The following is a 21,523-nucleotide window of genomic DNA, read 5'->3' on the forward strand; positions in this document are numbered from 1 at the left end:
TGACGGTCATGACGCTGCTCCGCCTGCCTCGATCCCGGACCCTGCTGACCCCGCATCCTGCGCGGGGGATGCGATTATTCGCGACGGGCATGCTTGTGGCGATGGCGGCGATCTTCATCGGCGCACGCGCCACCGCGCATCTGCACCCCGCCATCGGATTCGTGCAGGCCTTTGCCGAAGCGGCGATGGTGGGCGGGCTGGCCGACTGGTTCGCGGTCACCGCCCTGTTCCGTCATCCGCTGGGCCTGCCGATCCCGCATACCGCGATCATTCCGCACAACAAGGACCGGATCGGCGATACGCTGGCCGCCTTCCTGCGCGACAATTTCCTGACCCCCGCCGTCGTCGCCCGCCGGATGCGGCATATGGACGTGGCGGCGGCGGCAGGGCGCTTCCTCGCCAGTCCATCCGCCGGCGACGGGCGGCTGCGCGAGGGCGCATCCCGCCTGATCGCCGACATATTGGAGGCGCTGGATCAGGAACGGCTGGGCGGCATGGTGAAGGGCGCGATCGGCCAGCGGCTGCGCGCGATCAACATGGGGCCGCTGGTCGGACAGGCGATCGAGGCGGCGATGCGGGACGGGCGCCATGCCCCGGTGATGGACGCGATCGTCCATTGGGCCGACCGCACACTGGAGGGCAATGAGCATCTGATCCGCCAGATGATTCAGGAGCGCGCGGGCAAGGTGCTGCGCTGGACCGGGCTGGACGAGAATCTGGCCAATGCGATCCTGAACGGCCTGCGCAAGATGCTGGCCGACATGGCGCAGGATCCCGGCCATCCGCTGCGCCTGAAGGCGGAGGAAGGCATGGCCAAGCTGGCCTTCGACCTGCAATTTGATCTGGAGATGCAGGCCAAGGTGGCGAAGCTGCGCGACGAGATTGTCGATAATCCGGCGATGCAGCGCTGGATCGACGGATTGTGGGAACAGGCGCGGGCCGGCCTGCTGCGCGCGGTGCGCGATCCGGGCAAGGCGATGGCGGGGCGGCTGGGCGAGGCGTTGCGCGCACTGGGCGGCACCTTGCAGCAGGAGGCGCGGTTGCGACTGGTGATCAACCGCTTCGTCCGCCGCGCGGCGGTGGGCGCGGCGGCCAGCTATGGCGACGCGATCGTCCGGCTGGTCAGCGACACGGTACGCGGATGGGATGCCGGCACCGTCACCAGTCGGCTGGAACATGCGGTCGGGCGCGACCTGCAATATATCCGCATCAACGGCACGCTGGTAGGCGGGCTGGTGGGGCTGGCGATCCACACGATCGATACGTTTTTATAGGTAAGGCCGCACCGGCCCGCCCCCCCACCCGGCCACCCAACGGCAGTATCATATGGGTGGCCGGGTGGGGTGCGGGCCGGTGCCGTTCTCCAATCATGTGCCGGAGCGCGCCGGGCCAAACGGCGCGCTCCGGCGGAACCGGCCGCGCAGAGGAGAGAGTCGGCCAGTTCCTAGGTCGGTGTCAGATCGGCCGGGGCGATCGATCTGACATGATGGGCAAGGCAAAGACAAAGGGCACGGCGGAGGATGTGATCGCATCGCCCGCCCTTCCGATCATCGGTCAGTCGCGCGGCGGCGGCCCCTCCCCGTCCGATCCGGGCGGCGGCGGGGGTGGCGGCAATTCATCAGCGGTCAACACGCCATCGCCATTGCGATCCATGTCGGTGAACATGGCAAAGGCGGGCGCGAGAAATTCGGTGCGGTCGATCTGGCCATCATCATTGGCATCTTCCGGATAGGGCATGGCCCGGCCCGGCGGTGGTCCGCCCTCGGCACGGTCGTCCTTTGGCGCCTTGCCTCCGGGAGGCGGGCCACCGGGCGGAGGCCCGCCGGGGCCACCACCACCACCGGGACCACCCGGTCCGCCGCGCCCCTTGTGACCCTTCTGGCCGTCCTGACCGGCGGCGCGCTCCTGCGGTTCATGGCCGAGCATGCGTTGCATCGTCTGCACCGGCACCAGCCCGTCGCCATCCTGATCCATCAGGCCGAAGCGCCGATCCATATAGGCGGCCATTTCATCGCGGGTGATGCGCCCGTCGCCATCGGCATCGGCCGCCCATGGGCCGTCCTGCGGCGCGGCAGGCTGGGCGGCGAGCGGGGCCGAGACAGCGAGTGAGACAGCTAGAAGATATTTCGGCAGATGCATGGAGTCTCCTGAAGGCCCGCCCTCTTTGCGATTCCCCTCGCACCCCCGCTTTGCCGCCATATGTCCGGATGCAGCAGCATTGTTGCAATGTTCAAAATTTAATGTTGCAACATATCATTATTTGATGTTGTATCATTTCATTCCCACCGCAATCTTCGCAACAGACGGACCTGTGGGAAACAGAGGATGCGACAGACAGAGGAGCCGGACGATGCGACTCATGATGACGGGAACGGGACGGGGTGGAGCGCCATTGGGGGAGACACCGTCGCGCTATAGCGCGGGGCGCAAGTCTCCGCTGGGGCTGGGCGGCACGGTGGCCGTGCATGCGCTGGCCATCGGGGCGTTCCTGCTGATCCCCAAGGAGGTGATCGAGGTCATCACCAACAAGCCTTTCATAGGCACCAATATCCCCCTCTCGCCGCCGCCCGAACCGGTGGTCGAGAAGAAGGCCGATCCCAGGATCGAGACTCAACCGCAACAGCGGGAGCAGCCCACCGTTACCGATCCGGTGGTCGACCTGCCCAAGGGCGATCCGACGGTGACGGCCACGAAGGATAGCGGCAACGGCACCAGCATCGGCCCGGTCCAGCCCTACATCCCGCCGCCACCGCCGCCCATGGCCGAGCCGGTGCTGACCGAACCGTCGATCGATCCGCGCGCGCTGGCCGCGTTCCAGCCCGACTATCCCGGCGCGATGATCCGGCAGGGGGTGGAAGGCAAGGTGACGGTGCGCGTCACCATCAGCGCGGAAGGGCGCGTTACCGCGATCGAGAAAGTGTCTGCCAGCGACGAAAGTTTCTGGCTGGCGACCGAGCGGCACGCGAGGCGCAAATGGCGATTCCGCCCGGCCACCCGCGATGGCGTGGCGGTGGCGTCGACCAAGATACTGACGGTGCGCTTCACGCTGACGCAGTGAGATAAAGGGCCGGGTCGCCGTCCGGCAATCCTCCCCCTGAAGGGCGAGGTGAGGCCGAAGGATGGAGGGGAGTTGCGACGTGCGAGCGCTGCGCGACACCCCTCCACCATTTGCTGGGCAAATGGTCCCCCTCCCCTTTGCACGGGAGGATTGAAGAGCGGCGGCATCATTTCCAAGGGAAGCATCATGGAGCATTTTGCATCTGCGCCCGCCCTGTCCTATAAGGGCGGCATGGCGATATTCCCCCGTCCCGTTTCCCCCAAAAGCGCGCTTGGCGATTTCTGGAGCTATTTCCGTCAACAGCGGCAGCATAAATGGCCGTTGCTGGGCCTGTCCGTCGCGATGACCTGGGTGATCGTGTGGGCGTTCGTTGTCGACGCCAACACCAACACGATGCCAACGCGCAACAAGATCATCTATGTCCAGAGCTGGGACGCGAACCGGTCCGACGCAGCGGTGATCCTGCAACAGAAGATCGATTTCGCCAAGCGCGAGGCGGCGTTGCAGAAGGACCAGAAGAAGATGCAGGGCTATGCCGACGCCTTTGGCATCGAATGGCGCGAGGAGGAAGCGCGCAACACCGCCAAGCGAAAGGAAGCGGTGAAGGCCATCGACGCGCTGCTGGACGACCGTCTGGCCAAGGCGGAAGCGGCGGAAAAGACCGCGCCCAAGACCGCTGCTGCACCGTCGGCCGGAGCCGCCCAGCCCTGAGCAAGCCGCCCCTGCCCGCCGCCACCGCCGCGCAGGACCGGCGCTATATGGCCGCTGCTATCGCGCTGTCTGGGCGCGGGCGCGGGCTTTCCACCCCCAATCCCAATGTCGGCTGCCTGATCGTCAAGGACGGGCATGTCGTCGGGCGCGGCTGGACCCAGAAGGGCGGCCGCCCCCATGCCGAGGCGCAGGCGCTGGAACAGGCGATGGACCGGGCGCGCGGCGCCACCGCCTATGTGACGCTGGAACCCTGTTTTCACCTGAGCCCACGCGGACCGCGCTGCGCCGACCTGATGGCGCGGGCCGGCGTTGCGCGCGTGGTGATCGCGCTGCGCGATCCCGATCCGCGCACGGATGGACAGGGCGCGGCCTGGCTGCGCGACCGGGGCATAGCGGTCGAGATGGGGCTGATGGCGCAGGAAGCGGCCGGGGCGATGGCGGGATTCGTGCTGCGCCAGACGCTGGGGCGGCCGCATGTGACGCTGAAGCTGGGCCTCTCGCTCGACGGGCGGATCGCGCTGGCGGACGGATCGAGCCGCTGGATCACCGGGCCGGATGCGCGCGCCCATGCGCATATGGAGCGGGCGCGGCATGACGCGATATTGGTAGGCGGCGGCACGCTGCGCGCCGATGCGCCCAAGCTGGATGTGCGATTGCGCGGGCTGGAGAATCGTTCGCCGCGCCGGTTGCTGCTGACGCGCGGCGATGCACCCGAAGGCTGGGACCGGATCGGCACGCCGGAGGAGATCGCGACGCTCGACCGGGTCGATCATCTGCTGGTGGAGGGGGGCGCGGAAACGGCCGCCGCTTTCCTGCGGGACGATCTGGTCGACCGGCTGATGCTCTATCGGGCGCCGATCATCGTGGGCGCGGGGCTGGCCGGGATCGGCGACATTGGCCTCGCCGACCTGCCGTACGCGCATGACCGCTGGCGCACGACCGATGCGCGCGCGCTGGGCGTCGACCGGCTGGAGGTTTACGAGCGGACGCGGAGCGCCTAAGTCCCCTTCCCAATTCTCCGTTCGGTTCGAGCCTGTCGAGAACCGTCTCGCGCGGGTTCTCGACAAGCTCGAACCGAACGGACTTTGCGTAATAGGATCGATCCATGTTCACCGGCATCATCACCGACATCGGCACCATTCGCAGCCATGAGCAGCGCGGCGACCTGCGACTGGTCATCGGCTGCGCCTATGCGATGGATGGCGTGGCGATCGGCGCGTCGATCGCCTGTTCGGGCGCTTGCCTGACGGTGGTGGAGAAGGGCGCGGACTGGTTCGCGGTCGACCTGTCGGCCGAAACCGTGGCACGCACCGCGCCGGGCCTGTGGGCGGAAGGCAGACGGCTCAATCTGGAACGGGCTCTCAAGGTCGGCGACGAACTGGGCGGGCATATCGTGACCGGCCATGTCGACGGCATCGGCCATCTGGTGTCCGCGACCCGCGAAGGCGATTCGACCCGGCTGGTCATCCGCGCGCCACGGGAACTGGCGGCGGCGCTGGCGGCCAAGGGATCGATCACGGTCGACGGCATTTCGCTGACGGTCAATGCCGTCGAAGATCAGGCCGATGGCGGCGTGCATTTCGGCCTGAACATCATTCCGCACACAGCCGCTGCAACCACGCTGGACCAACTGGCTGACGGGCGCGCCTTCAATCTGGAGATCGATGTGCTGGCCCGCTATCTCGACCGGATGCAGAGCCTTCGCAACCGCGGCATGTGATTTCTTGCTTGAAATATTCACATTGCAGTGTGATATGACTACCATCCCGTCGGGGGAAGGAGTTTATCATGTCATCCGCACTTCTCGATTCCGTCCGCAGCCTCGTCACCGATGGCGGCATGTCCCGATCCGGTCTGGCGCGCGCCGCCGGCCTGCACGCCAACAGCCTGCGCAAGCTGGGCGAAAGCGACTGGAACCCGACGGCGGACACACTGGGCAAGCTGGAAGCCTATCTGCTCAAGCGCGAGGGCGGCACCGCGCTCGCGAGTCCCGAAGAAATCATCAACGAAGCCCGCAACGGCCGCATGTTCATTCTGGTCGATGACGAGGATCGCGAGAATGAGGGCGATCTGGTCATCCCCGCGCAGATGGCGACGCCCGACGCGATCAATTTCATGGCTACCCACGGCCGTGGCCTCATCTGTCTGGCGATGACGCGCCAGCGGATCGAGCATCTGGGCCTGGACCTGATGAGCCGCAACAACGGCACCCGGCACGAAACCGCCTTCACCGTGTCGATCGAGGCGCGCGAAGGCGTGACCACCGGCATCAGCGCTGCCGACCGGGCGCGCACCGTCTCGGTCGCGATCGACGGCGCCAAGGGCAAGGCGGACATCGTCACGCCCGGCCACGTCTTCCCGCTGATCGCCAGGGATGGCGGCGTGCTAGTGCGCACCGGCCATACCGAAGCGGCTGTGGACGTCGCACGGCTGGCCGGCCTCAACCCGTCGGGCGTCATCTGCGAAGTGATGAAGGATGACGGCACGATGGCGCGGCTGGACGACCTGATCGTCTTCGCCCAGAAGCACAAGCTGAAGATCGGCACGATCCGTGACCTGATCGCCTATCGCCGTCGCCACGACCATATGGTCGAGCGCCGGTCGGAAACGACCTTCCACAGCAAGTGGGGCGGCGACTGGAAGGCGATCAGCTTCTATAACAAGGCGACGCAGAGCGAACAGCTGGTGTTGCAGAAGGGCCATGTCGTCCCCGACCAACCGACGCTGGTGCGCATGCATCAATTGTCGCTGCTGGACGATGTCTATGGTGCGGAAGGGCCGCGCGGCGACCTGCTCGCCCGATCGATGGAGATTATCGGTCGCGAAGGCTCCGGCCTGATCGTCATCCTGACCGGCAATGAGGATGGCGGCTTCGTCACCCGCTGCGTCGATGCCCATGCGGGCAAGGCACCGGCCGGGATGGACGAATTGCGTAACTATGGCGTGGGCGCGCAGTTGCTCGCCGAACTGGGCGTGCATGACATGATCCTGCTGTCCAACACCCAGCACAGCCTGATCGCGCTTGACGGCTATGACCTCTCCGTGGTTGGGCAGCGCCCGATCGAGCTGTAAGGAACCTTATATCATGGCGAAATTCCTGATCGTCGAAGCCCGCTTCTACGACCATCTCAACGACCTGCTGATCGAAGGCGCGAAGGCGGCGCTGGACGAGGCCGGCCATAAATATGAGGTGATTACGGTGCCGGGCGCGCTGGAAATCCCCGGTGCGGTGGCGCTGGCGGCGGAAACCGGCCGCTATGACGGCTTCGTCGCGATCGGCGTGGTGATCCGCGGCGAGACCTATCATTTCGAAGTGGTGTCGAACGAAAGCGCGCGCGGCCTGATGGCGCTGAGCATGGATGCGATCCCGATCGGCAACGGCATCCTGACCGTCGAGAATGAAGAACAGGCGCTGGTCCGCGCCCGCCCCGACCAGAAGGACAAGGGTGGCGAAGCAGCCAAGGCGGCGATCGCCATGCTGGGCTTGCGGGAACGGTTCGGCGCCTGATTGAGGCGCGACTTGGGAATAAGGAGGGGGCGGTTCCGGGTGGAGCCGCCCCTTTTTTTGTACTTGGCACAGCGGTTTATACCCCTCCCGCAGGCGGGAGGGGCGGCGAGACTTGGTTCGGCGAAGCCGGACCTAGTCGCAGCGGGGTGGGCCAGCGCAACCTCGCGCATGCCCACCCCCTTGATGGGAGTCACGTGCCTCCCATCAACCCCTCCTGTTTACGGGAGGGGGAACAGGTCTGCCTTACGCCGCGGTCTTTTCCTCTTCCAGGGTCGGATAGTCGGTGTAGCCGGCCTCCCCCTGACCATACCAGGTCGCCATAGACTGCGGCGGATTGACCGGTGCGCCTTCACGCAAACGCTCCACCAGATCGGGATTGGCCATCAGCGGCCGGCCGAAGCTGATCGCATCGGCCAGACCACTGGCCAGGTCTGCCTGCGCGCGGTCCGCGTCATAATCGCTGTTGAGCACCAGCGGCCCCTTGAAATGCTGGCGGATCAGCGGCGACTGGCGCGGGACGTCGGTCGCGCCGAAGGTGCCGGCCGGGCCGGGCTCGCGCAGTTCGAGGAAGGCGATGCCGATATCGTTCAGCACATCGGCCGCCGCCGCGAACAAAGTCGCGGGATCGCTGTCGTCGACGCCCTGCGAATCGCCATTGGGCGACAGGCGCACCGATACACGATCGGCGCCGATGGCATCGACCACCGCCTGCGTCACTTCGCGCAGCAGACGCACGCGGTTTTCGACGCTGCCGCCATAGATATCATCGCGGAAATTGCTGTTGTCGCGCAGGAATTCGTCAATCAGATAGCCGTTGGCGGCGTGGATCTGCACCCCGTCGAAACCGGCGGCGATCGCATTATGCGCGGCGCGGACATAGGTGTCGATCAGCCCCGGAATCTCCTCGATCGCCAGCGGGCGCGCGGTTTCATAGGGCTTCTTGCCCTCATAGCTGTGCACGTCTCCCGGCGCAGCGGTGGCGCTGGACGAGACGGGCTGCTCGCCAGTGACGCTGCTGTGGACGGCGCGGCCCATATGCCAGAGCTGGACGATGATCCGGCCGCCCTTGTCATGCACCGCCTGCGTCACCGGCTTCCAAGCCTCCACCTGTTCATCCGACCAGATGCCCGGCGCGAAGGGCCAGCCCAGCCCCTGTTGCGAAATGCCGGTCGCTTCGCTGATGATCAGCCCGGCCGAGGCGCGCTGTGCATAGTAATCAGCCATGATCGGGGTCGGCACATGGTTGCGAGTCGCTCGGCCGCGCGTCAGCGGCGCCATCAGCACGCGATTGGGCGCACTGATGGCCCCAAGCTGGATAGGATCGAACAGGCTGGTCACGAAAATCTCCGTCATTATAGTTGCAATTTGCAACGGGACTAGATGCGCAAAGCCAGCTAGGGAGCCGCCATGGCCAGTTCAACCCCCGCCGCACAGATCGGCATCCCGCGCCTAGCCTTTCCGGCGCTGATGCTGGCGAACCTGATCCTGCCTTTGGGGCCAGTGCTGGTGCGCCTGTCCGACGTCGGGCCGGTGGCGGCGGCCTTCTGGCGATTGTTGCTGGCGCTGCCCTTCCTCCTCCTGCTGGCCCGACCGGGGCTGAAGCGAACGCCGCCGACGCGGCGCGAATGGACATTGCTGATCCTGTCGGGCCTGGTCTTCGCCGCCGATCTTGCCGCCTGGCATATCGGCATCCTCTATACCAAGGTCGCCAATGCAACCATTTTCGGCAATATGAGCGGCCTGTTCCTGCCCGCCTGGGCGATGCTGGCGCTGCGGCAGAGGCCGACCCGGATGCAGGGCGCCGCGCTGGCGCTGGCGGGCGCGGGGGCGCTGGTGATGATGGGCGGCAGTTATGAATTGTCGATCCGCAACCTGCATGGCGACCTGCTCTGTCTGCTCGCGGGCGTCCTCTACACCGCCTATCTGCTGATCGTGCAGGGCGCACGGGCGCGACTCGACGCCTGGTCGGTGCTGGCGGTGGCGAGCGCGGCAAGCACGCCCGCGTTGCTGCTGTGCGCGCTGGCGCTGGGCGAGGTGGTGATGCCGCAGGACTGGACGCCGCTGCTGCTGCTCGCTTTGTCCAGCCAGTTGATCGGTCAGGGGCTGCTGACTTACGCGATCGGCTGGTTCTCGCCATTGGTGCTGGGGCTGAGCCTGTTGCTGCAACCGGCGGTGTCGGCGATTTTCGGCTGGCTGCTGTTCGGCGAATGGCTGAGTCCGGCCGATATGCTGGGCACGGCGGCGGTTGCGGCGGCGCTGGTGCTTGTGCGGCTGCCCGCACGGGTTTAGACCAAGGGGCATGAGCGACATTCACGACATGACCCTCGACGAAATTCGCGCGCTGCTGGCGCCTGTGCTCGCGCGCCATGCCGCCTTTGACGGCTGGCGCAGCCCGGCGGTGACGATGGCGGCGCAGGAAAAGGGCGTCGATCCCGATATCGCCGCCCTCGCCTTCGCCGACGGCCCGGTCGACATGATCGACGCCTGGTTCGCCAGCATCGATGCGCAGATGCTGGCCATGCTGCCGCCCGAAACGCTGGCCGCTTTGTCGATTCGCAAGCGGATCATCGCCCTGATCGAGGCGCGGCTGACGCTGCTGGCCCCCGACCGGGAAGCGCTGCGCCGCGCGATCGCGATTCTGGCGCTGCCGACCAATGCGGCCCGCGCGACCAAGCTGGGCTGGCGCGCGGCCGATGTGATGTGGCGCGCAGCGGGCGACACCGCCGCCGACTTCGCCCATTATAGCAAGCGGACCACGCTGACCGCCGTCTATGCCTCTACCCTGCTGGCCTTCGTCAATGACGAGAGCGAGGACCATGCCGACAGCCGCGCCTTTCTGGCGCGCCGGATCGAGGGGGTGATGCGGTTCGAAAAAGCCAAGGCCAAGCTGAAGGGCGTAGGCGGCGGCGAGCATCTGAGCCTGTCCCGCTTCATCGGACGCCTGCGCTATCCCGCGGTCTGAGCTTGACCCATTGGGTCGGTGCCGCATTTCTTCTGGCGTTAACCAGCTTGTATTGATAGTCACTCGCAGGAAATAGCCTGTGAGTGTTCTTCCCTTGCGCCTGACCGACCTGCCGCTTCGGCAACCCGCCTATGTCGACCTGATCGACTGGGCCGCCCTTACTCCGTCCGAAGGCCAGCGCCTGCGGGAATATGGGCTGTGCGAAGGCGCCAGCGTCGAGGCGCTGCACCATGGCGGTTTCCTGGGCAAGGGGCCGATCGCCTGCAAGGTCGGCCGGATGACCATCGCCATGCGCCGCAATCACGCCGCCGCCATCACCGTGCGCACCGGTCCGGAGACTCCTGGGTCGGAGTACGGGGCATGAGCGGCCTGCCGCTGGTCGCGCTGGTCGGCAATCCCAATGCCGGCAAGAGCGCGCTGTTCAACGCGCTGACCGGCGCGCGACAGAAGCTGGGCAATTATCCGGGCGTTACTGTAGAGCGCAAGGCGGGCCGCCTGTCGCTGAGCGATGGTCGCCCGGTCGAACTGGTCGACCTGCCCGGCACCTACAGCCTAGACCCCACCAGCCCCGACGAGCAGGTCACGCGCGACGTGATTTTGGGCAAGCAGGATGGCGAGAAGCGCCCCGACGCGCTGGTCGTGGTGGTCGATGCGTCGAACCTCGACAATCATCTGCGCTTCGCGCTGGAACTGATCGCGCTGGGCCTGCCGACCGTGGTGGCGCTCAACATGGTCGACCTCGCCACCCGCGACGGGCTGGAACTGGACGCCAATATCCTGTCGCGCGAACTGGGCGTGCCGGTGATTTCCACCGTGGCGGTGCGCAAGCGCGGCCTCGACCATCTGCGTCAGGAACTGGACGGCCTGATGAACGGTGCCCCCGCCCCCTATACCCAAGGGCCGGCGCGCGATTTCGATACCGTGCGCAGCGAAGCGCGGCGGATCGCCCGTGCAGCAATCGTGCGCGAAACGCCATCGCGCCGACTGACGGCCGCGGTGGACCGGGTGCTGCTGCATCCTGTCGCGGGCTTCATCATCCTGCTCGCTTTGTTGTTCGTGATGTTCCAGGCCGTGTTCAGTTGGGCCAGTGCGCCCGCCGACATGCTGGAAGGCTGGGTGACGGCGCTGGGCGAGGCGGTGACGAACACGTTGCCGCCGGGCATCGTCCACGACTTCCTGTTGCAGGGCGTAGTCGGCGGCGTGGGCGCGGTGATCGTCTTCCTGCCGCAGATTCTGATCCTCTTCTTCTTCATCCTGATGCTGGAAGCGACCGGCTATATGGCGCGCGCAGCCTTCATCATGGATGCGCTGATGGCGCGGGTCGGCCTGTCGGGCCGGGCCTTCATCCCGCTGCTGTCCTCCTTCGCCTGCGCCGTGCCGGGGATCATGGCGACGCGCACCATTTCCGATCCCAAGGACCGGCTGACGACGATCCTGATCGCGCCGCTGATGACCTGTTCGGCGCGACTGCCGGTCTATGGCCTGATCATCAGCGCCTTCATCCCGGCACGTGACGTGGGACCGGGCATCGGCCTGCAAGGGCTGGTGATGTTCCTGCTCTATGTCTTCGGCGTGGTCGGCGCGCTGATCGCCGCCTGGGCGCTGCGACTGACCGTGACCAAGGGGCAGAGCAGCGGTTTCCTGATGGAAATGCCCAAATATCAGTGGCCCCGGCCGCAGGATCTGCTGATCGGTCTGTGGCAGCGCGCTGTAATTTTCCTCAAACGCGCCGGCACGATCATCCTGTTCACCAATATCGTCCTGTGGGTGCTGATGAGCTTCCCCAAGGCGCCCGATGGCGTGCGGCAGAGCGAATATTCGATCGCCGGCCGGATCGCGGGCGGCATCCATCTGCTGGTCGAGCCGATCGGTTTCAACCGGGACATCTCTCTCGCCCTGCTGCCGTCCATGGCCGCGCGCGAAGTGGCCGTATCCGCCATCGCCACCGTCTATGCGATCGATGCCGAGGATGATGTGGAAGCGCTGGACAAGGGGCTGGGCGACCGGTTGCAGAGCCGCTGGTCGCTGGCGACTGCCCTCGCTTTCCTGGCATGGTTCGTGTTCGCGCCGCAGTGCATTTCCACCATCGCGGTGACGCGGCGCGAAACCGCCGGGTGGAAATGGACCGGCTTCATGATCGGCTATCTGTTCGTGCTGGCCTATGTCGCGGCGGGCGTGACCTATTGGGTGGCGGTCGCGATGGGACTGGGATAGCGGCAGACGCGACGAAAGGCTGCGGCATGCTCCATGTCGCGGCTGGATTTGCGGGCGCGCGTCGCTATAAAGACCGGCTATTATTTCGGAGGAATCATGGCAGGCTCGGTCAACAAGGTCATTCTGGTCGGCAATCTGGGCGCCGACCCGGAGGTCAAGAGCTTCCAGAATGGCGGCAAGGTATGCAATCTGCGTATCGCCACGTCCGAAAGCTGGAAGGATCGCAACACCGGCGAGCGCAAGGAGCGCACCGAATGGCATAGCGTCGCGATCTTTTCCGAAGGACTGGTCGGCGTCGCGGAACGCTTCCTGCGCAAGGGCAGCAAAGTCTATATCGAAGGGCAGCTGCGCACCCGCAAATGGCAGGACCAGCAGGGCAATGACCGCTACACGACCGAAGTCGTGTTGCAGGGTCTGGGCAGCGTGCTGACCATGCTGGACGGCGCACCGGGCGGTGGTGGCCAGGGCGGCGGCTTTGGCGGTGGCGGCGGTGGCCGTTCGCAGCCGGGCGTGAGCGACTGGCAGGGCGGGTCGAGCGGCTTTGGCGGTGGCGACTATGACGATTTCGGCGGCGGCCAGAGCGGTGGCGGCTATGGCGGCGGTCGCTCCTCGTCGGGCGCCGGCAATGCTGGCAGCCGTGCGGGCAGCCCCAATTTCGACAATGATCTGGACGATGAAGTGCCGTTCTGACGGCACTCCACGCTTCGGCACGAAAAAGGGCGGCTTCCGATGGGAAGCCGCCCTTTTTCGTTAGCCGACTGGCGCCGCGATCAGCGGGCCAGTTCTTCCGTTGCGAAGGCGCGGATATGGTCCTTCAGGTCGTCGCGCTCCAGCGACAGCGCCAGATTCGCCTCGATATAGCCGGCCTTGGACCCGCAATCGAAGCGACGGCCGTCGAAGGTCACACCATGGAAGGGCTGATTGCCGATCATCGCGGCCATCGCGTCGGTAAGCTGAATCTCGCCGCCCGCGCCCTTTTCCTGCGTTTCCAGGATCTTCATCACTTCGGGCTGAAGGATGTAGCGGCCGGGCAGGATCAGGTTGCTGGGCGCGGTGCCGAGCTTGGGCTTCTCAACGAGGCCCTTCACTTCCGTCAGCACGCCATCGCGTGCGCCCGGATCGATCACGCCATAGCTGGGCGTCTGTTCCATCGGGATTTCCAGCGCGCAGACCAGATTGCCGCCAACCTTTTCATAGGCATCGACCATCTGCTTCATGCAGCCATTGCCCGGCTCGCCCTTCATGAACTCGTCAGGCAGAAGGATGGCGAAGGGTTCGTCGCCCACGATGTCGCGCGCGCACCAGATGGCATGGCCCAGGCCCAGCGATTCCTGCTGGCGCAGGAACACCGCATTGCCCGGATCGAGCCGGGTGCCTTCCAGCGCGGACAGATCCTTGCCGCGTTCGCGCTGCAACGTTTCGCATTCGAAGGCGATGTCGAAATAATCCTCGATCGCGCCCTTGCCGCGACCGGTGACGAAGATGAACTGTTCGATCCCCGCCTCGCGCGCTTCATCCACGGCATATTGGATCAGCGGGCGGTCCACGACGGGCAGCAATTCCTTGGGCACCGCCTTCGTGGCGGGCAGGAATCGCGTGCCGAGTCCCGCAACAGGAAAGACGGCTTTACGAATCGGTTTGGTCAAGTTGGGGTCCCCTTCACACTGACGCGACCGGGCTTTGGATTGCCGCACATGCGAGAAAGGTCAAGCGCCGCGAGCGGCTTATACCGCAAGAAGGCGGCTGGCTACCGCTTCCAGTGACGAGATTTCGCCTTCGAGCTGCTCCAGACCGATATGCTGGATATTGTTGCGCCCGTCGCGACAGGTGAAGCCGCCCGGTTCGGGCTGGTGGAAACCCTGGATGATCAGCGCCCGGAAGCGGTCGATCCGCTGCATGTCCCGCTCGATCGCGGAGATCGCGGTCAGCGCGCTGGCGTTGCGACGATCGCGCATGGCGACCATCGTGCGCAATTCCGTCATCAATTTCGTCATGGTCGGACGCGTGCGTGCGCCCACCGTGCGCACATCGCCCATCGCCTCCCGCAGCATGCCGATCTTCGCCTCCAGGCTTTGTTCCAGCATGGTCCAGGCACAGACCAGCCGCCCCACCGAACAGAGCAGCGCCGCATCCTCCGGCGCATAATCCGAAACCGCCTTCACATTCATATCAGAAACCAGATGCACACCCACGACCCATAATCTCCCTTATGGACGTGAGCCTGCACAGTTAACGGCGCGGATAGCCAGAGCGGTGCGGCGTGCCTCCTCGCAGGCGCAGCACGGGCCGACGGCAGCCGTGCAAAATCGACGGCGAGCCGTGCTGGACTGTTTGTTTGAAAATGCGCGGAAGAGCGTATTTTGGACCCGCACCAGCCCGCACATTCCAAGAATATCAGAAATCGATGGCGATGCCCTTGCGCTCCCAGTCGCCATAGCGGACCGGGCTCAGCTCTTCCTGATGGCGGGAGGGGGCGTCGAGCGGATCGGGCTGCGGCACCGGCGGGCTTTTGGAAAGATGGGCGGGTGGCTTCACATGCGCCGGGCGCTTGCCGTTGAAACTTCCCATGGCGGGCGGCCTTTCATTTGCGGAAGGGCTGGATCAACCCCATATTCATATGCTGCCCGCTATCTGGGCGGCAAAGGAGAGCATTGCAAGTGAGCGGTTTCAAGACGACCCTGTTGCTGGCGGCGCTGACGGCGCTGTTCATGGCGCTGGGCTATCCGCTGGGTGGCAGCGGCGGCGCGATCATAGCGTTGCTGGCGGCGGCGGGCATGAACCTGTTCACCTTCTGGAATGCCGACAAGATCGTGCTGCGCATGCATGACGCGCGCGAAGTGGATGCGCAGAGCGCGCCGGAATTTTACGGGCTGGTGCGGGAACTGGCGCAGCGCGCCGGGCTACCTATGCCGCGCGTCTATATTATCGACCAGCAGGCGCCCAATGCCTTTGCCACCGGCCGTAATCCCGACAATGCCGCCGTCGCCGCCACCACCGGCCTGCTGGCGATGCTGAGCCGTGACGAAGTGGCGGGCGTGATGGCGCATGAACTGGGCCATGTGAAGAATCGTGACACGCTGATCATGACGATGGTCGCGACCATAGCGGGCGCGATTTCGATGCTGGCCAATTTCGGCCTCTTCTTTCGCGGTGGCGACCGGGAAGGCCATGGCAATATGATCGCCAGCCTGATGGCGGTGATCGTCGCGCCCTTTGCCGCGATGATCGTGCAGATGGCGATCAGCCGCACCCGCGAATATGGCGCCGACCGGGCCGGGGCGGAAATCAGCGGCAGTCCCCATGCGCTGGCCTCCGCCCTCGCCAAGATTTCCGGCCGGGCGGAAATGATCCCCAATCCGGTGGCAGAGCGCAATCCGGCGGCGGCGCAGCTCTATATCGTGCCGACCCATGTGAGCGAACTCTTCTCCACCCACCCCGCGACGGAGAAGCGCATCGCCGCCTTGCAGGATATTGCGGCGGATATGGGCGCGATCCCCGCCCCGCCGCGCGCATCCGCTCTGTCGCCAGTCGCGCCGCCCCAGCCCCCGCGCCGTCGCAGCGCGCTCGATCCGAACGGACGCTGATGGTCGACGACATCGGCGAGGTCGTGGTCGATGTGGCGGGCGTGGTGCTGCGCCATGCCGGTGGGCTGGTGGTCGATCTGACCGTCGACCATGTCTTTTCTCGCCATACCGCCCGCTTCTTCCATGGCGTGGGCCGCCGCCTGATCGCGGTCGCGACGCTGGGGCGCAAGCGTATCCCTTCCTCCCTGCGCGCCGTGCCCAGGGGTGCCCGCGCCCGGCCGCGCCGGTCCGACTGGCTGGCGCTATGGGTGGGCATCATCGGCTGGATCGCCCTGTTCCTGGGCATCGGCTTTGGCGTCGCCCATTTTCTTTGACGGCGAAAGCGCGTAGGGGCCGCTGATGCCCCGCCCCCAAAATCGCCGCCCCGCCGCTCCACGTGCCGAAGACGTTCCCGGCTTTCCCGCGCGCCGCGCCGCGCTGCGCTTGCTGGATGCAGTGCTGCGCCGGGGCGATCCGCTGGAACTGGCGCTGCATGGCGCGGCGCAGGGATTGCCGCAATCCGACCGCGCGCTGGTCCATGCCATCGCGGCGGAAGTGCTGCGCCATCTGCCCGATCTGGACGCGCTGATCGACGGGGCGACCAAGCAGATATTGCCCGACGATGCCAAGGCGCGCACGGTGCTGCGCATCGCCCTGGCCCAGACGCTGGTGCTGGGTACGCCCGCCCATGCGGCGATCGCCACCGCGCTGCCGCTGGTCGATGGCGGCCCGCGCAAGCTGGTTCATGGCGTGTTCGGCACGGTGACGCGCGGCGAACCGGTGCTGCCCGATCCGCCGACCTTGCCCGCCGAGGTTGTCGAACGCTGGACCGGCCAGTGGGGTGAGGCGATGCCGCTGGCCGCCGCCCATGCCTATGCCGTGCGCCCGCCGGTCGATATCAGCCTGCGCGACGCGAGCGAGACGGCGAAGTGGACAGAAGCGTTGAACGGCACGTCCTTCGCGCCCGGCCATGTTCGATTGTCGGCCAATCCCGATCAAGGTGGCGCCGTGATTCCCGACCTGCCCGGCTTTGCCGAGGGGGCATGGTGGGTGCAGGATATCGCGGCCTCCTGCGCGGCGCGGCTGCTGGGGCCGGGTGAAGGGCGCACCGTGCTGGACCTGTGCGCCGCGCCGGGTGGCAAGACGATGCAACTGGCGGCAGCGGGCTGGACCGTCCTGTCGGTCGACCAGTCGAAGAAGCGGCTGGAGAAGCTGACCGAGAATCTGGCGCGCACCGGCCTGTCTGCCGATGTCGTGACCGCCGATCTGCGCCAGTGGCAACCCGACGCACCGGTCGACGCCATCCTGCTCGACGCGCCCTGCACCGCGACTGGCATCTATCGCCGCCATCCCGACGTGCTGCACCGCATCGGCCAGCGCCAGATTGCCGAACTGGCCGAATTGCAGGGCGAGCTTCTGACGCGCGCGGCAAGCTGGCTGAAGCCGGGCGGGCGGATCGTCTACGCCACCTGTTCGCTGGAGCAGGCGGAGGGCGAGGATCAGGTCGAACGCTTCCTGACCGCGCATCTCGATTTCGCGCTGCTGCCCGCACAGGCCGGTGAATTGCCCGAAGCCATGGCCCCCACGGCGCAGGGCTGGCTGCGGTCGCTGCCCGACATGCTGGCCGATCAGGGCGGCGCGGATGGATTTTTCATTGCAAGACTTGCAAAGGCGACAAACTAAGCCTTAACCATGAAGGGCTTAGACGGAATTCCTTCGTCTTAAAGGTGCGCCATGCGACCGATCGAGCCATTGCCCCTGAACCATAGCTGGCCGCTCTATGATCTGCGCACGCATTTGTCGCCCGTGCTGCTGGATCCGGATATCGCGCGTAATGACGCAGCGCTGGCTGAGCGCGGCCTGGGCCTGTGGCATTGCGATCTGCGCGACAACCGGCTGAGTTGGACCGCAGGGGTATACGACATATTCGGGCTGGAGCGCGATCAGGACGTGGGCCGGCCGCGGACCGTGTCGCTCTATGCCCCGGAATCACGCGAACCGATGGAGCGGTTGCGCGCCTATGCCATCAAACATAAGCGCGGCTTCACCCTGGACGTCGATATTGATCAGGCGGACGGCGGCGGGCGATGCGCGATGCGGCTGATCGCCGCGCCGATCCTGGACGCGGACGGGGAAACCGTCGCGCTGCACGGCGTCAAACAGTTGCTGCCCCATGGCACGCCCTCCTCCCGGCGGCTGGACCCGACCATTTTCGTCATGCTTTGAGCTGTTTGAAAAATGCGCGGAAGAGCGCATTTTTGGGTCCGCACCAGCCCTCTCCCCCACCCGGCCACCCATATGATACTGCCGTTGGGTGGCCGGGTGGGGGAGAGGCCGGTGCGGCAAATCCGGCTCCGTCCGGATTTCAAAAAAACAATCGCGAATCGCGGCTAAATGTCCGTTGCCCTTGCCCCCGGTGGCGATTAAGGCGAACGGTTAATGACACGTCCGATCCTCATCTCGCCCTCCATCCTTTCCGCCGACTTCGCCCGTCTGGGTGAGGAAGTCCGCGCCATCGACGCCGCTGGCTGCGACTGGGTGCATATCGACGTCATGGACGGGCATTTCGTGCCCAACATCACGATCGGCCCGAATGTGGTGAAGGCGCTGCGCCCGCACACGCAAAAGACGTTCGACGTCCATCTGATGATTTCGCCGGTGGACCTGTATCTGGATGCCTTTGCTTCCGCCGGTGCGGACATCATCACCGTCCATCCCGAAGCCGGGCCGCACATCCACTGCACCGTCCAGCATATCAAGTCGCTGGGCGTGAAGGCGGGCGTGGTGCTGAACCCCGGCACCCCGGCCAAGATGCTCGATTATCTGATGGATGATGTCGACCTGATCCTGGTGATGAGCGTCAACCCCGGTTTCGGCGGCCAGAGCTTCATCGAAAATCAGCTGCGCAAGATCGAGGCGATCCGCAAGATGATCGACAAGACCGGGCGCGACATTCATTTGCAGGTCGATGGCGGCATCGATGTCTCCACCGCGCCCAAGGCGATTGCTGCCGGCGCCGACGTGCTGGTCGCCGGCACGGCCACCTTCCGCGGCGGGCCGGATGCCTATGCCGACAATATCCGCAAGCTGCGGGGCGGGTGAGCGAGCCCCAGCGCATGTCCGTCCGCAAAGGCCAGGACCTGCCGCCCGAACCGGGCGACGATGGCATCGAGCAGGGCAAGCGGCTCATCCGCGTCGCGGATGACAAGGGCCTGTCGCTGGCCCAGAAGATCGCCAATCATTTCTATCTGCTCAGCTGGAAAACGCCGATCCATGGCCGTCGGCTGAAGGGCAAATATCCGCTGAAACTGCTGGCCGTGCCGGACGATGAGGTGCCGGGCGACAGCCGCGCCGGGGCGGCGATCCGCGCGGGCTATTTCCTGTTTCGCGGACAGAAGCTGCCGATCGACACGCTGGATTTCACCCGCCTGCCGACCAGCCCTGCGTTCAGGGATTATCTGCACAGTTTCCGCTGGTTGCGCGACCTGTCCAGCAGCGCCACGCGCGAACAGGGCGCGCCGATCGCCGAAGCGGTCATGCGCAAATGGCTGGCCGCGCATCATGAAACGCCCAGCGAACCGGCCTGGCGCGCGGACAATGCCGGCTGGCGGCTGCTGTTCTGGACCGCCCATGCGCCGCTGATCCTGTCGTCCAGCGATCTGGTCTATCGCTCGCTGGTGCTGAACTGCATCGCCCGGACCGCCCGCCATCTCGACCGCATTACCGACAAGGCGCCGATGGGCCTGCCCCGCCTGACCGGCTGGTGCGGCATATTGGCCGCCGCGCTGCTGATCCCCGGAGGCGAGGCGCGCCGCCTGTTCGGCGAAGCGGGGCTGAAGCGCGCGATCGACAGCAGCTTCCATGCCGATGGCGGCATCGTGTCGCGATCGCCGCTGGCGCAGCTGGAAGCCGTGATGCTGCTGTCGATGCTGCGCGCCGTCTATGATGTGCGCCGCGCGCCGCCGCCCGTCTGCCTGACCGAGGCGCTGGCGCGCGCGGTGCCCGCGCTGCTGGGGCTGACCCATGGCGATGGCGGGCTGGGCAGCTGGCAGGGTGCAGGCGCGATTGCGCCGCAAAATGTACAGGCGGTGATCGCCGCCAGCCGGGTGCGCGCCCGGCCGCTGCGACAGGCGCGCGATTGGGGCTATCAGCGGATCACGGTCGGCAACACGGTCCTCCAGATCGATGCCGCGCCGCCGCCAGTGGCGCGGCTTGCCGAAGCAGGCTGCGCCTCCACCGGGGCGATCGAGATCAGCGACGGGCCGCTGCGCCTGATCGTCAATTGCGGCGGCGCCGCGCTGGAGGGGGCATGGGTTCCCTGGGATCTGGCGCAGGGGCTGCGCACCACCGCCGCGCACAGCACGCTGATCCTGAACGACAGCAATTCGACCGCCCTGCTGCCCGACGGCACGCTGGGCAAGGGCGTGACCGAAGTCGAGCTGAACCGGCAGGAAACGGATAATGGCAGCCGGCTGGAACTGAGCCATGACGGCTATGTCCGCCGCATGGGCTATGTCCACCGCCGCCTGTTGCTGGTGAGCGGCGACGGCAAGGAAATACGCGGCGAGGATATGCTGACCCCGGCCGAGCGGCGACGCAGGCCCGGCAAGCAACCGGTGCAGCTGCGCTTCCATCTGGCCCCCGGCGTCGAGCCGACGCCGACCGCCGATAATATGGGCGCGCTGCTGCGCATCGACCTGGGGCCTTTATGGCAGTTCCGCGCGGGCGCGGGCGCGCTGACGATCGAGGACAGCCTGTGGGTCGACGCCGATGGTCGCCCCCACCCCACCCGCCAGCTGGTGGTGACGGGCGAAGCGCTGCCCGGCGGATCGAGCATCGGCTGGATCTTCAAGCGGGTCGGCTGAGGGCGCGCCTTTGGCAAGCGGGTACAGACATGGTATATACCTCGTCTGTACCAAGGGAGTTGCCATGTCGAAAGACGCCCTGTTCACGATGAAACTGGAAACCGATCTGCGGGACGATTTCATGGCAGAGGCCAGCGCGCTACATCGCCCGGCATCGCAAGTGCTGCGCGACCTGATGCGCGACTTCATTCGCGAACAACGTGAGAAGCGCGACTATCAGGCTTTCCTGTCGCGCAAGGTCGCGACCGCCCGCGCCGCCATAGAGGCGGGCGAAGGATTTTCCGATGAAGAGGTGGAAGCCGACTTCGCCGCCCGCCGCGCCACTGCCACACGGCCCGCATGAAGGTCCGCTGGTCGCCGCAAGCCCGCAGCGACCGCCTGACCATCTGGGATTATATCGCCGCCGACGACATGGATGCGGCAAGCCGGCTGGACGAGGCCTTTAGCGACGCCGCGCGAAGGCTGACCGATTTCCCCATGCTGGGCCATGTCGGACTGGTTTCCGGCACGCGGGAACTCCACCCGCATCGCAGCTATCGCCTGGTCTATGAAGTGCGGGACGATTGCGTGTGGATATTGGCCATCATCCATGCCGCCCGGCAATGGCCGCCGGAGTAAGGATCGCCCCAAAGTCTGGACTCA

At 66.1% G+C, this 21,523-nt stretch carries 25 protein-coding genes; 20 read left to right on the forward strand and 5 right to left on the reverse strand.

From position 1 onward, the window contains the following. Window positions 1-8 precede the first annotated feature (8 nt). Window positions 9-1,274 (forward strand): DUF445 domain-containing protein, encoded by a 1,266-nt coding sequence (locus tag BMY84_RS07420; RefSeq protein ID WP_093082772.1) that lies wholly within the window; start codon window positions 9-11, stop codon window positions 1,272-1,274. A gap of 280 nt (window positions 1,275-1,554) precedes the next feature. Here BMY84_RS07420 and BMY84_RS07425 read toward each other — a convergent pair whose 3' ends face one another. After that, on the reverse strand, window positions 1,555-2,139 hold the full coding sequence (locus BMY84_RS07425; protein ID WP_093082474.1) for a hypothetical protein: 585 nt from the start codon (window positions 2,137-2,139) through the stop codon (window positions 1,555-1,557). A gap of 211 nt (window positions 2,140-2,350) precedes the next feature. On the opposite strand from BMY84_RS07425, the gene BMY84_RS07430 reads away from it, so the two are divergent. From BMY84_RS07430 to ribH, 6 genes are all read left to right on the forward strand, one after another. Continuing rightward, entirely contained in the window at window positions 2,351-3,058 is a 708-nt protein-coding gene (locus BMY84_RS07430; protein WP_256215126.1) for an energy transducer TonB, read from the forward strand. 186 nt (window positions 3,059-3,244) lie between these two features. Continuing rightward, on the forward strand, window positions 3,245-3,769 hold the full coding sequence (locus tag BMY84_RS07435; protein WP_093082777.1) for a hypothetical protein: 525 nt from the start codon (window positions 3,245-3,247) through the stop codon (window positions 3,767-3,769). An 11-nt stretch (window positions 3,770-3,780) separates the two neighbouring features. Further along, entirely contained in the window at window positions 3,781-4,770 is a 990-nt protein-coding gene (ribD, locus tag BMY84_RS07440; RefSeq protein ID WP_256215147.1) for a bifunctional diaminohydroxyphosphoribosylaminopyrimidine deaminase/5-amino-6-(5-phosphoribosylamino)uracil reductase RibD, read from the forward strand. A 104-nt stretch (window positions 4,771-4,874) separates the two neighbouring features. Then, on the forward strand, window positions 4,875-5,489 hold the full coding sequence (locus BMY84_RS07445) for a riboflavin synthase (RefSeq protein ID WP_093082479.1): 615 nt from the start codon (window positions 4,875-4,877) through the stop codon (window positions 5,487-5,489). 68 nt (window positions 5,490-5,557) lie between these two features. Continuing rightward, on the forward strand, window positions 5,558-6,841 hold the full coding sequence (ribB, locus tag BMY84_RS07450; RefSeq protein WP_093082481.1) for a 3,4-dihydroxy-2-butanone-4-phosphate synthase: 1,284 nt from the start codon (window positions 5,558-5,560) through the stop codon (window positions 6,839-6,841). A 13-nt stretch (window positions 6,842-6,854) separates the two neighbouring features. Beyond that, window positions 6,855-7,277 (forward strand): 6,7-dimethyl-8-ribityllumazine synthase, encoded by a 423-nt coding sequence (ribH, locus tag BMY84_RS07455; RefSeq protein WP_093082484.1) that lies wholly within the window; start codon window positions 6,855-6,857, stop codon window positions 7,275-7,277. 243 nt (window positions 7,278-7,520) lie between these two features. Here the strand turns inward: ribH and BMY84_RS07460 are convergent, their stop codons facing one another. Then, window positions 7,521-8,615 (reverse strand): alkene reductase, encoded by a 1,095-nt coding sequence (locus BMY84_RS07460; RefSeq protein ID WP_093082779.1) that lies wholly within the window; start codon window positions 8,613-8,615, stop codon window positions 7,521-7,523. Window positions 8,616-8,684: 69 nt separating this feature from the next. On the opposite strand from BMY84_RS07460, the gene BMY84_RS07465 reads away from it, so the two are divergent. The 5 genes from BMY84_RS07465 to ssb all read left to right on the forward strand — a co-directional run bounded on the left by BMY84_RS07465 (window position 8,685) and on the right by ssb (window position 13,143). After that, window positions 8,685-9,566, forward strand: coding sequence for a DMT family transporter (locus tag BMY84_RS07465; protein WP_093082486.1), 882 nt, complete (start codon window positions 8,685-8,687; stop codon window positions 9,564-9,566). 10 nt (window positions 9,567-9,576) lie between these two features. After that, complete coding sequence (locus BMY84_RS07470) at window positions 9,577-10,239, forward strand: COQ9 family protein (protein ID WP_093082489.1); 663 nt, start codon at window positions 9,577-9,579, stop codon at window positions 10,237-10,239. A gap of 94 nt (window positions 10,240-10,333) precedes the next feature. Then, entirely contained in the window at window positions 10,334-10,603 is a 270-nt protein-coding gene (locus BMY84_RS07475; protein ID WP_093082491.1) for a FeoA family protein, read from the forward strand. Further along, window positions 10,600-12,453: a ferrous iron transporter B gene (locus BMY84_RS07480; protein WP_093082494.1), complete on the forward strand. Its 1,854-nt coding sequence runs from the start codon at window positions 10,600-10,602 to the stop codon at window positions 12,451-12,453. The genes BMY84_RS07475 and BMY84_RS07480 overlap by 4 nt, the downstream gene beginning before the upstream one ends. Before the next feature lie 96 nt (window positions 12,454-12,549). After that, a complete protein-coding gene (ssb, locus tag BMY84_RS07485) occupies window positions 12,550-13,143 on the forward strand; it encodes a single-stranded DNA-binding protein (RefSeq protein ID WP_093082781.1) in 594 nt (197 codons plus the stop codon). An 80-nt stretch (window positions 13,144-13,223) separates the two neighbouring features. Here ssb and BMY84_RS07490 read toward each other — a convergent pair whose 3' ends face one another. The 3 genes from BMY84_RS07490 to BMY84_RS07500 form a co-directional block, all read right to left on the reverse strand. Then, window positions 13,224-14,099, reverse strand: a complete 876-nt coding sequence (locus BMY84_RS07490; RefSeq protein WP_093082497.1) for a UTP--glucose-1-phosphate uridylyltransferase — start codon at window positions 14,097-14,099, stop codon at window positions 13,224-13,226. A 78-nt stretch (window positions 14,100-14,177) separates the two neighbouring features. Then, the gene (locus tag BMY84_RS07495) at window positions 14,178-14,621 is read right to left on the reverse strand and encodes a hypothetical protein (protein WP_093082500.1); all 444 of its coding nucleotides are present in this window, start codon (window positions 14,619-14,621) and stop codon (window positions 14,178-14,180) included. A gap of 226 nt (window positions 14,622-14,847) precedes the next feature. Further along, the gene (locus BMY84_RS07500) at window positions 14,848-15,021 is read right to left on the reverse strand and encodes a DUF1674 domain-containing protein (protein ID WP_093082502.1); all 174 of its coding nucleotides are present in this window, start codon (window positions 15,019-15,021) and stop codon (window positions 14,848-14,850) included. An 89-nt stretch (window positions 15,022-15,110) separates the two neighbouring features. On the opposite strand from BMY84_RS07500, the gene htpX reads away from it, so the two are divergent. The 8 genes from htpX (at window position 15,111) to BMY84_RS07540 (ending at window position 21,499) form a co-directional block, all read left to right on the forward strand. Next, entirely contained in the window at window positions 15,111-16,037 is a 927-nt protein-coding gene (htpX, locus tag BMY84_RS07505) for a zinc metalloprotease HtpX (protein ID WP_093082505.1), read from the forward strand. Beyond that, window positions 16,037-16,351 carry a hypothetical protein gene (locus BMY84_RS07510; RefSeq protein ID WP_093082507.1) on the forward strand — a complete coding sequence of 105 codons (315 nt, stop codon included), beginning with the start codon at window positions 16,037-16,039 and terminating at the stop codon, window positions 16,349-16,351. Before htpX ends, BMY84_RS07510 begins: the two co-directional genes overlap by 1 nt. A gap of 25 nt (window positions 16,352-16,376) precedes the next feature. After that, on the forward strand, window positions 16,377-17,699 hold the full coding sequence (locus tag BMY84_RS07515) for an RsmB/NOP family class I SAM-dependent RNA methyltransferase (RefSeq protein ID WP_093082510.1): 1,323 nt from the start codon (window positions 16,377-16,379) through the stop codon (window positions 17,697-17,699). A gap of 51 nt (window positions 17,700-17,750) precedes the next feature. Next, on the forward strand, window positions 17,751-18,242 hold the full coding sequence (locus tag BMY84_RS07520; protein WP_093082512.1) for a diguanylate cyclase: 492 nt from the start codon (window positions 17,751-17,753) through the stop codon (window positions 18,240-18,242). 213 nt (window positions 18,243-18,455) lie between these two features. Then, window positions 18,456-19,118, forward strand: a complete 663-nt coding sequence (gene rpe / locus BMY84_RS07525; RefSeq protein WP_093082515.1) for a ribulose-phosphate 3-epimerase — start codon at window positions 18,456-18,458, stop codon at window positions 19,116-19,118. A gap of 14 nt (window positions 19,119-19,132) precedes the next feature. After that, window positions 19,133-20,881 (forward strand): heparinase II/III family protein, encoded by a 1,749-nt coding sequence (locus BMY84_RS07530; RefSeq protein ID WP_093082517.1) that lies wholly within the window; start codon window positions 19,133-19,135, stop codon window positions 20,879-20,881. Window positions 20,882-20,945: 64 nt separating this feature from the next. Then, window positions 20,946-21,224, forward strand: coding sequence for an antitoxin of toxin-antitoxin stability system (locus BMY84_RS07535; RefSeq protein ID WP_093082520.1), 279 nt, complete (start codon window positions 20,946-20,948; stop codon window positions 21,222-21,224). After that, the gene (locus BMY84_RS07540; RefSeq protein WP_093082523.1) at window positions 21,221-21,499 is read left to right on the forward strand and encodes a type II toxin-antitoxin system RelE/ParE family toxin; all 279 of its coding nucleotides are present in this window, start codon (window positions 21,221-21,223) and stop codon (window positions 21,497-21,499) included. Before BMY84_RS07535 ends, BMY84_RS07540 begins: the two co-directional genes overlap by 4 nt. Window positions 21,500-21,523 lie beyond the last annotated feature (24 nt).

It is taken from the genome of Sphingobium sp. AP50, assembly GCF_900109095.1.
Classification (GTDB): domain Bacteria; phylum Pseudomonadota; class Alphaproteobacteria; order Sphingomonadales; family Sphingomonadaceae; genus Sphingobium.